Source organism: Yoonia sp., assembly GCF_046498525.1.
GTDB lineage: Bacteria > Pseudomonadota > Alphaproteobacteria > Rhodobacterales > Rhodobacteraceae > Yoonia.
This window is the reverse complement of sequence record NZ_JAWOAN010000128.1, coordinates 1-8,966: the sequence shown is the minus strand read 5'-3', so window position 1 is coordinate 8,966 and position 8,966 is coordinate 1. Positions and strand designations below refer to the sequence as shown.

Annotated in this window: 11 protein-coding genes; 7 read left to right on the top strand and 4 right to left on the bottom strand. The window is 56.2% G+C overall.

The window, feature by feature from the left end; genetic code table 11:
- The 7 genes from R6T97_RS08840 to R6T97_RS08810 all read left to right on the top strand — a co-directional run.
- Window positions 1-402: LysR substrate-binding domain-containing protein (locus tag R6T97_RS08840; protein ID WP_410348927.1), on the top strand; the 402-nt coding region annotated here is incomplete at its 5' end.
- A gap of 91 nt (window positions 403-493) precedes the next feature.
- Window positions 494-1,318: a putative hydro-lyase gene (locus R6T97_RS08835; RefSeq protein WP_410348925.1), complete on the top strand. Its 825-nt coding sequence runs from the start codon at window positions 494-496 to the stop codon at window positions 1,316-1,318.
- Window positions 1,319-1,344: 26 nt separating this feature from the next.
- Entirely contained in the window at window positions 1,345-2,376 is a 1,032-nt protein-coding gene (locus R6T97_RS08830; RefSeq protein WP_410348924.1) for a TRAP transporter substrate-binding protein, read from the top strand.
- 24 nt (window positions 2,377-2,400) lie between these two features.
- Entirely contained in the window at window positions 2,401-2,949 is a 549-nt protein-coding gene (locus tag R6T97_RS08825) for a TRAP transporter small permease subunit (RefSeq protein ID WP_410348923.1), read from the top strand.
- Window positions 2,946-4,229 (top strand): TRAP transporter large permease, encoded by a 1,284-nt coding sequence (locus tag R6T97_RS08820; RefSeq protein ID WP_410348922.1) that lies wholly within the window; start codon window positions 2,946-2,948, stop codon window positions 4,227-4,229. The genes R6T97_RS08825 and R6T97_RS08820 overlap by 4 nt, the downstream gene beginning before the upstream one ends.
- 43 nt (window positions 4,230-4,272) lie before the next feature.
- On the top strand, window positions 4,273-4,962 hold the full coding sequence (locus tag R6T97_RS08815; RefSeq protein WP_410348921.1) for a 5-oxoprolinase subunit B family protein: 690 nt from the start codon (window positions 4,273-4,275) through the stop codon (window positions 4,960-4,962).
- Window positions 4,955-5,959, top strand: coding sequence for a biotin-dependent carboxyltransferase family protein (locus R6T97_RS08810; protein WP_410348920.1), 1,005 nt, complete (start codon window positions 4,955-4,957; stop codon window positions 5,957-5,959). Before R6T97_RS08815 ends, R6T97_RS08810 begins: the two co-directional genes overlap by 8 nt.
- Before the next feature lie 130 nt (window positions 5,960-6,089).
- Here the strand turns inward: R6T97_RS08810 and cynS are convergent, their stop codons facing one another.
- The 4 genes from cynS to R6T97_RS08790 all read right to left on the bottom strand — a co-directional run.
- Window positions 6,090-6,557 carry a cyanase gene (gene cynS / locus R6T97_RS08805; protein WP_410348919.1) on the bottom strand — a complete coding sequence of 156 codons (468 nt, stop codon included), beginning with the start codon at window positions 6,555-6,557 and terminating at the stop codon, window positions 6,090-6,092.
- A gap of 17 nt (window positions 6,558-6,574) precedes the next feature.
- On the bottom strand, window positions 6,575-7,480 hold the full coding sequence (locus tag R6T97_RS08800) for an ABC transporter ATP-binding protein (RefSeq protein WP_410348918.1): 906 nt from the start codon (window positions 7,478-7,480) through the stop codon (window positions 6,575-6,577).
- Window positions 7,481-7,491: 11 nt separating this feature from the next.
- Window positions 7,492-8,325, bottom strand: coding sequence for a nitrate ABC transporter permease (ntrB, locus tag R6T97_RS08795; RefSeq protein WP_410348916.1), 834 nt, complete (start codon window positions 8,323-8,325; stop codon window positions 7,492-7,494).
- A partial coding sequence (locus R6T97_RS08790) for an ABC transporter substrate-binding protein (protein WP_410348915.1) occupies window positions 8,325-8,966 on the bottom strand: 642 nt, incomplete at its 5' end. The genes R6T97_RS08790 and ntrB, both read right to left, overlap by 1 nt.

Sequence of the window (8,966 nt, the reverse complement as noted above, 5' to 3'; positions counted from 1 at the left end):
CCACCGTTCGACCTGCATTGGTATCGCGCAACGTCGAATCCGCAAGAAGACCTTAGCAAAATCCCCGTCATATCGTATTCTACCCAGACGCGACCGTACCGGGAATTGATGTCAGAGTTATCCCGCCGGATCGGGCCGAAACTGCGGCTTTATGCATCGGCTTCCTTGTCGGCGAGCCTCAAGATGATTGCCGCGGGAATCGCGGTTGGGCCCTATCCCCGTGCGCTCGCTGAGGATTTTATCGCAGCCGGGCAGATTGTTGAATTTGATCCGGGCTTTCGACCGCGGCCGCTGGCCTTTACAGCATCTTATCTTTCGGAGCCACGCAGCTTTCTTGTTGAAAACAGTGCTGAAATAGCACGCGGTGTGGCGACGGACTGGGATAACAGCCATCCGAGGTGAATTCAAAAAATCTATCGCTATAGATACAAAATGATAATTTGCACCAAAACGAACGCCTATGTGATGCTTTGATGACATTACTGGGGCTGCTATGAATACCACGTCCGTTTCCCATTCAGATTTGCTCAACGCCTCTGCGGTTGAGGTGCGTACGGCCATCCGTTCGGGCGCCTATAAAGGCCATACTGCTGGTTTGGCTGCAGGGAAACTCCAATGCAATCTTGCGATCCTGCCTCAACGTTTCGCCTTGGACTTTTTGCGTTTTTGTCAGCGCAATCCAAAGCCATGCCCCGTTGTGGGCGTCGGTGATACGGGTGATCCCGCTCTGCCCACATTGGGCGGGGATATCGATATACGCACGGACGTTGCAAAATACCGTGTTTTCCGAAACGGCGCACTAAGTGATGAGGTTACTGACATCACCGATGAGTGGGCAGATGATCTTGTGACGGTTGCGCTTGGCTGTTCGTTCACATTCGAAAATGCGCTCCAGCGCGCGGGCATTCCCGTCCGCCACATCGAAACAGGTTTGAATGTGCCGATGTTCCGCTCCGATATCGATCTTGTTCCGGCGGGCCGTTTTGGTGGCCAGATGGTCGTGACGATGCGGCCGATTCCGGAAAACCAAATCTCTCAGGCGCAAGAAATCAGCCGACGCTATCCTCAAGCTCATGGCGCGCCGATTGCCATTGGCGACCCTGCAGAAATCGGCATTGCAGACCTGTCGCGCCCTGATTGGGGTGACGCGGTTGAAATCAGGGCCGGCGAAGTCCCTGTCTACTGGGCCTGTGGTGTCACCCCTCAAAACGTTCTTCTGGATGCGGGGCTTCCGCTCTGCATCACGCACTCGCCCGGTCATATGCTGATCGCTGACGTGGCCGAAGACGCTGAAACAACGATCCTGACAAACCAATGAAACGACCCAACAAGGAGACAAAGACAATGAAAAAAGTAATATCCGTTCTGGCTGCAAGCACAGCACTTGCAGCACCGGCCATGGCAGAAGACCTTTCAGTCGTGGGCAGCTGGTCCAGCCTGCCGTTGCACAACGAATACGAAGCGCCTTTCTGGAACACGACCCTGCCAGAGGCATCGGGTGGCGATATCAATGTCGAACTGACGACACACAACCAGATGAGCCTCGGTCTGGGTGATATCTATCCTTTGCTGGGCCAAGGCGTTTATGATGTGGCGATGACCGTGGCAGATTACGCAGTGGCAGATGCGCCAGAACTGGAAGGGCTGGATGTTCCACTGCTGGCGCTGACTGCTAATGAAGCGCGCGCCATGGTGGACGCTGCGCGCCCGATGGTGTCTGATATCTACCGCGACCGTTTCAATTCTCATGTGCTGGCGATTGCGCCCTATCCGCCGCAGGTCGTTTTCTGCAACAGCGAGATTTCCAATCTGGGCGATCTGGAAGGTCTGAAAGTGCGTGCTTCTGGACGCATGACGGCAAAATTGCTTGAGGCATTGGGCGCGGAAGGCGTGAATGTGTCATTCGCCGAGGTGCCGGGTGCGCTTCAAAACGGCGTGGTTGACTGTGCCGTGACCGGCGCCGGTTCCGGTTATAGCGCGGGTTGGTGGGAAGTTTCGACCCATCTGCTGCCCATCCCACTGGGCGGCTGGGACCCGGTCGTCACTGCGATCAATCTCGATAAGTGGAACAGCCTGAGCGCAGATACACAGGCCCTTCTGACTAGCGAAATTGTCAGCGGCTTTGAAGATCCGGCTTGGGCCAGCGCACAGGACGCCTTGGTCAATGACATTGCCTGTCTGACAGGCAATGGTGAATGCCCATCCGGTGAAGCCCGTTCGATGACGTTGGTTGAAGTCAGCGACGCAGATTTTGACCGCGCGCGTGATATTCTGACAAGCGAAGTTCTTCCTGAATGGGCCGAACGTGCCGGTGGCGACTGGGCTGCCCGCTGGAATGACAGCGTTGGCGCAGTTGTTGGTGTAACAATCAACTAAGACCAAAACAGGAGACGTGCCGAGATGGAATTGAGGCTGATACACCGTTTGCGGGGGATCAACAAAGGTGTCGCACTGGTCGTGGGCTTTGGCCTGCTGGTTTGCGCCGCTTTCGTGCTCGCAGACATCATCATGCGCCAAATCGGCACGTCCCTTGGTGGCACCGAAGAGATTGCGGGCTACGCCATGGCGCTCGCGACCTCATGGGGGATGTCCTACACGCTGCTTGAATTGGGGCATGTACGGATCGACCTGTTACGCACCAAATTCCAATCATTCGGACGGGCCGTGTTCGATGTCTTTTCGATGATCGTCATGTCGGGTGTGATCATTACTATCGCGATCAAGGCGTGGCCCGTTGTCGAGCGGTCTTTGGTGAACGGCTCGCACGCGAATACCCCGCTGGAGACGCCGCTGATCTGGGTGCAAATGCCCTGGTTCGCAGGCTGGGTCTGGTTTGCCGTGATGTCCACTCTTGTCACCCTTGCAGCACTCAGCCTGCTGATCAAGCGCAGACATACGGAAACCGAAAGCTTCGTTGGGGCCTTCGCCGAGCAGGAAACACTTCAATGATCGGGTATGTTTCCATCGGCCTTCTGGGGCTGCTTTCGCTTTCGATACCGGTTGGCATCGTACTGTTTCTACTGGGCTTTGGCATTGATGCGTTCTTTTCCAGCTTTCCGCTGACGCGCGGCTTGGGCAACATGGTGTGGTCCTCGTCAAATTCGGCGACGCTGATTGCGATCCCGTTCTTTGTTTTGCTGGGTGAAATCCTTGTGCGCAGTGGGGTCGCCACGCGCACCTATGCCGCATTGGATCGCTGGGTGTCTTGGCTGCCGGGCGGTCTGGTTCATGCCAATGTTGCGACAGCGACGATGTTTTCGGCCACATCGGGTTCATCCGTAGCTACCGCGGCGACCGTCGCGACCGTTGCCATGCCACAGGCCGAAAAGCTGGGTTATGATCCCAAGCTGTTTTCGGGTGCGATTGCGGCTGGCGGCACGCTGGGCATCATGATCCCTCCTTCGATCAATCTGATCGTCTATGGGTTTCTGACACAGTCTTCCATTCCGCAGCTTTTTCTGGCGGGTCTGGTCCCGGGTGTCGCACTGGCTATCGCGTTTATGGCCGTCACTGCTGTGATTTGCCTGATCCGTCCAGATCTGGGCGGTGTGCGCCGGACCTTTCCTTTTCCACAGATGCTGCGCGCCCTGATTGATCTTGTCCCGATCCTGATCCTTTTCGGTCTGATTGTCGGCTCGATCTACGGCGGTTGGGCTACTCCGACAGAGGCTGCCGCGGTCGGCGTGGCGGGCGCGTTTTTGATCGCGCTCGCCTTTGGCGGGGTATCATGGTCGATGCTGACGCAAAGTCTGACCGGCACGGTCAAGATCACCTCGATGATCATGCTGATTGTGATCGGGGCATCCTTCCTGAACTTCACGCTGGCCTCTGCTGGGCTAGGGCGCGAACTGACCGAATTCATGACGGGTTTGGGCCTGACGCCGCTGAAGACAATTCTGGTTGTGGTGGTGCTTTACATCGTCTTGGGCTTCTTTATCGAAACACTTTCGCTGATGGTTGTCACCATTCCTATCATTGTCCCGTTGGTGGTTGCGCAGGGTTATGATGTGATCTGGTTCGGTATCCTTATGATCGTGCTGATCGAGATGGCACTGATCACGCCACCTGTGGGTCTGAACCTCTACGTGGTGCAAGGTGCGCGCAAATCGGGCAGCCTGAACGAAGTGATGCTGGGCGCAATACCTTATTGCCTGACGATGCTTGCCATGGCCTTCCTGCTGATTGCCTTCCCGGGCATTGCGCTTTTCCTTCCAGCCCTGTTGCAGTGACTGCGGCCACACTCAATTGCCTCAGATCAGCCTAAGGACGCTTATGGAACCTCAATTCAGGGCTATTGCTGATCATGCAATGCTGGTGTCATTTTCCGATGTCATCAACGAAAAGGCCCACGCGTCAGTCATAGCACTGGATCGCGCTATTACATCAAATATGCCGACAGGCGTGATTGAAACTGTTCCCGCACTGGTTAGTCTTCTGGTGTCGTTTGATCCGGTCAAGACCGATCATCACGCCATTGAAAGCCACCTGCGCGCCAATCTCAAAAACTTGGAAATGGGCCGGAGCAGCGGCACCGACCGAGAGATCCATGTCTGCTACGAAGCGCCCCTTGCACCGGATCTGGAGGAAGTCGCCGCCGCGACCGGACTGTCACAAGAGGCCGTCATCAACGCCCATCTTGCTGGCGACTTCCATGTGCTGATGTATGGCTTTTCGCCCGGTTACGCCTATTTGCACGGGGTTCCAGAGCAGATACAAGTACCTCGCAAGCCCGCCCCGGTGCGCGGCGTGCCTGCCGGCAGCGTCATCGTGGCAGGGGCGCAGTGCCTGATCACGACCCTGACGATGCCAACCGGCTGGTCGATTATCGGACGGTCACCGACACCAGTATTTACGGGCAATCCCGACCATCCCTTCCTCTTTGACGTCGGGGATAGCGTGACCTTTGAACGTATCGACCTCAAGACATTCGAAAAACTCAGCAAGGAAACGACCCATGGCTGACGCGAAACTCTCGGTGTTATTTGCGGGGCCATTGGTGACATTTCAGGATGCAGGCCGCCCGGGAAATATGCGCTACGGTGTGTCGGCATCGGGGCCTATGGACCGTATGGCTTTCGCGGCCGCACATGCCGCACTTGGTAACGCGGCAGGTTTGAACGCGATCGAAATATCCCTTGGTGGTTTGATCCTGCAATGCACCGAAGGGGCGGTCACTGTTGCAATCACAGGCGGCGATTTCGTCGTGGAACACGCCGGACAGAAAACAGGCTCTTGGACGATCCTGACGATCCGCAAGGGCGAACGCCTTGCGATCCGCGCTGGAAAGGCGGGCAGCTGGGCCTATCTCGCCTTTGCCGGTGTGCTGGCCGCCGAGACATGGCTGGGCAGTCAGGCGACGCACGCGGCGTCCGGTTTTGGTGGCGGTGCCGTGCGGGCCGGGGATACGCTGGCAGTGTCTGACGCGGCCATCCGTGACGAACGTGCAGGCGAGATTGCGCAAGCAGATATCCTGCCCGAGGATGCTATCCGACTGGTGACGGGACCGCAGGATCAGCATTTTGCCGATGACGCAATGCCGCGGCTTCTGTCCGAGCCGTTCACGGTCTCGGATGCCTATGACCGAATGGGGATGCGGCTCAAGGGGCCTGCGCTTTCATTGGACAGTGCCCTGTCCATTCCGTCAGAGCCTATCGTTCGCGGATCAATCCAGGTTTCCGGCGACGGCGTTCCCACTGTCCTTCTTGCGGACCACCAAACCACCGGCGGCTATCCAAAGATCGCAACGGTCATCTCATGTGACACCGACCGCTTGTCGCAAATGCGTGCAGGTCAAACGATACGGTTCACTGCTGTTTCAACCCAGAAAGCGGGTGAAGAGGCCAGACGATATGCGACGCAAGTGGCGGAATACCTCGCTCGGATTTCCGTGGCGCGAGGCACCTTGGCGCAAAGGCTGATGCGTGAAAATCTGATTCATGGCTGTATTGATGACTGGTAACCGTATCTTGCGAAAAAATGGCCCACTTGCGGGTCGGAAAGGCACACATCTCTATCCGGCTTTGCTGAAACGCTGACCGATTGAACCACCCTGTATCAGACACTTCAGGCAAGCGGGCCACCAGCGCAGGTTACCAGCTGTTGTAGCCAAGGTATTTGCCCGACATCTCGACCTTCACGCGATCACCCTTGGGGTTTTCGACACGCGTGATGGTCATGTCAAAGTCGATTGCCGACATGATACCATCGCCGAATTTTTCCTGAATCAAAGCTTTGAGGGTCGGACCGTATACTCCCACGATTTCATAGAAACGATAGATACACGGATCGGTTGGCACAGCCTGTTCCCAAATTTTCGTAGGGCTTTCGGCAAGCACGCTTTCGGCTTCTTGCGGAAGACCCATTATGCTGACCATCAATTTAGCTTTTTCCGCTGGAAAGGCGTTCATACCCATCGCGGCGGAATGCGTCCAAACCGGCGACATCCCGATCTTGTCCGCGATGTCTTCCCATGTCAGTCCGGCCTGCTTTTTGGCCGAAAGGATCATCGCGGTAGCGTCTTCTTTGGTCATCATCTCAGTCATGGTGAGGTCTTTCATGTTATTTTCCTCCGGTCTTAGCTGTTCACGGCGCGCAATGCGGGCTGTTGGTCTTCTGGGTCGTCGGTTGGTTTTGTCCTGTCGATCCGTACCGGTGTCGGTTTATTGGTTACGCCACTTTCGGACGGTTGGCCTGACAGTTCCTTGGATCGTTTGCCCAGGAATTGAACCAGATGGTTGCGGATCGCGTAGTAATTCGGGTGCTCGACAATCTCGGTCCGGTTGCGTGGGCGCGGGATCGTGATCTCGACACTTTCGGCGACGCGGGCAAAGGGGCCGTTGGTCATCAACAGGATGCGGTCCGCCAACAGGATAGCTTCATCGATGTCGTGGGTGATCATGAACACGGTCTGCTCCATCTGGCCCCATATCTTGAGCAACTCATCCTGAATGGTCCCGCGTGTCAGCGCGTCCAGTGCGCCGAAGGGCTCATCAAGCAAAAGCAGTTTTGGATGGTTGGCAAATGCCCGTGCAATCGACACGCGCTGGCGCATACCGCCCGATAGCTGGCTGGGCTTGCGATGGATGACATCGCCCTCCAGCCCGACCATCGCGAGGAACTGGGTTGAATGTTCGATCACCTGCGCCTTTGTCCATTCGGGATGGCGTGCGGCCACACCGAAAGTGACGTTCTTCAACGTCGACAGCCACGGCAACAACGAATAGTTCTGGAATACTACGCCACGATCAAGGCTTGGGCCCTTGATCTGTATGCCGTCCATTTTCACGACGCCGCTTGTGGGTTCTGCCAGACCGGCCAGAATATTCATGATCGTTGATTTACCACAGCCCGAATGACCGAGGATGACGACAAATTCGCCCTTTTCCACCCCAAAGCTGGCGTCTTCAAAGACCGTAAGCTTGCCGCCATTCCCATCCGGGAAGCGCTGTGTGAGATTTTCAATACTGAGAAAGGATTTCATAGCGCGTCTCTTTATTCGATGTACGTCACACGGCGCTGCAAGAGGCCAAACATGGCATCCAGAAGCATACCGACAACGCCGATCATGAGAATTGAGAAGATGACAGAGGTCAGGTCGAGGTTGTTCCACTCGTTCCAGACGTAATACCCGATTCCTGTTCCGCCCACGAGCATCTCAGCCGCCACAATGACCAGCCACGCGATTCCGATCGAAATCCGCATGCCTGTCACGATGGTTGGCGCAGCAGCAGGCAGGATTACCAGAAATGCCGTTTTCACTGCACCCAGTTCATGGGTGCGGGCGACGTTTACCCAGTCTTCGCGCACAGCAGCGACGCCGAAGGCCGTGTTGATCAACATTGGCCAGATCGAGCAGATGAAGATCACAAATATCGCCGACGCCTCGCTGTCTTGAATGATGAACAGTGCCAAGGGCATCCACGCCAAAGGCGAAATAGGGCGCAGGACCTGAATAAAGGGGTTGAGGGCTTTGTAGGCGACCGAGGACATCCCGATCAGGAAGCCAAGTGGGATCGCGATCACTGCCGCGAGAAAATACCCCGTCAGCACGCGATAGATCGAGTATCCGATCTGGATGCCGATGCCTTTGTCGTTTGGCCCCGCGTCATAGAAAGGGTTCGACAACTGCTCCCAGGCTTTGCCCAAGACCTGGCTTGGCGGGGGTACGCCCGCTTTGGGCTGCCCCCCACCTGTCAGCAGTTCATATTCAGTCAGTTCACCCACAGCCTTTTGTGCGGGGATCGACATCTCCCACACAAAGAGGCTGACAAAGAGCAAGAGCAGCGACAGCAATGCCGCCCTTTTGTTTTCACTGAGCGCAGCCATCAGTTCGCCTTGATCGCAAAACTGTCGACGTAGGCTTCCGGGGTCGCCGGATCGAAGGTCTTTCCCATGATTGTATGTGATTTGTAGGTGACGTCCGGTGCGTCATAACCAAGGTCTTCCATCACCTTCTTGGCGTCAGCCGCAAGATATACCTGCTCGGCGACACCGCGATAATCCACATCACCTTCGATATAGCCCCATCGCTTCATCTGGGTCAGGATCCAGACACCCATCGAATGCCACGGGAACGGATCGAAATCGATCCGGTCCGGCACGCGCTTCACTTCGCCCAGACCATCCGCATAGGTCCCTGTCAGCACTTGCTGGATCACCGTCACGGGCTGGTTCAGATAGTTGGTCGGTGCAATGGCTTCGGAAATCTCGACCCTGTTATCAGCGTTTGAGGCATATTGCGTCGCGTCGATGATTGATTTCAGCAAAGCGCCGTAAGTGTTTGGCAATTGGGTTGCAAAAGACAGCGGCGCGGCGAATGCGCAGCAAGGGTGGCCTTCCCAGATTTCCTTGGTCAGGATATGGATAAAGCCGATGCCTTCATAAACGGCACGCTGGTTGAATGGATCCGGCGACAGATAGCCGTCAAGATTGCCGGCACGTAGGTTGGCAACCATCTCGGGCGGTGG

Excerpts from the sequence above, each read along its gene's own strand:
- R6T97_RS08835 (WP_410348925.1), top strand. The coding sequence starts at position 494 with ATGAATACCACGTCCGTTTCCCATTCAGATTTGCTCAACGCCTCTGCG.
- R6T97_RS08830 (WP_410348924.1), top strand. The coding sequence starts at position 1,345 with ATGAAAAAAGTAATATCCGTTCTGGCTGCAAGCACAGCACTTGCAGCA.
- R6T97_RS08825 (WP_410348923.1), top strand. The coding sequence starts at position 2,401 with ATGGAATTGAGGCTGATACACCGTTTGCGGGGGATCAACAAAGGTGTC.
- R6T97_RS08820 (WP_410348922.1), top strand. The coding sequence starts at position 2,946 with ATGATCGGGTATGTTTCCATCGGCCTTCTGGGGCTGCTTTCGCTTTCG.
- R6T97_RS08815 (WP_410348921.1), top strand. The coding sequence starts at position 4,273 with ATGGAACCTCAATTCAGGGCTATTGCTGATCATGCAATGCTGGTGTCA.
- R6T97_RS08810 (WP_410348920.1), top strand. The coding sequence starts at position 4,955 with ATGGCTGACGCGAAACTCTCGGTGTTATTTGCGGGGCCATTGGTGACA.
- cynS (WP_410348919.1), bottom strand. The coding sequence starts at position 6,557 with ATGAAAGACCTCACCATGACTGAGATGATGACCAAAGAAGACGCTACC.
- R6T97_RS08800 (WP_410348918.1), bottom strand. The coding sequence starts at position 7,480 with ATGAAATCCTTTCTCAGTATTGAAAATCTCACACAGCGCTTCCCGGAT.
- ntrB (WP_410348916.1), bottom strand. The coding sequence starts at position 8,325 with ATGGCTGCGCTCAGTGAAAACAAAAGGGCGGCATTGCTGTCGCTGCTC.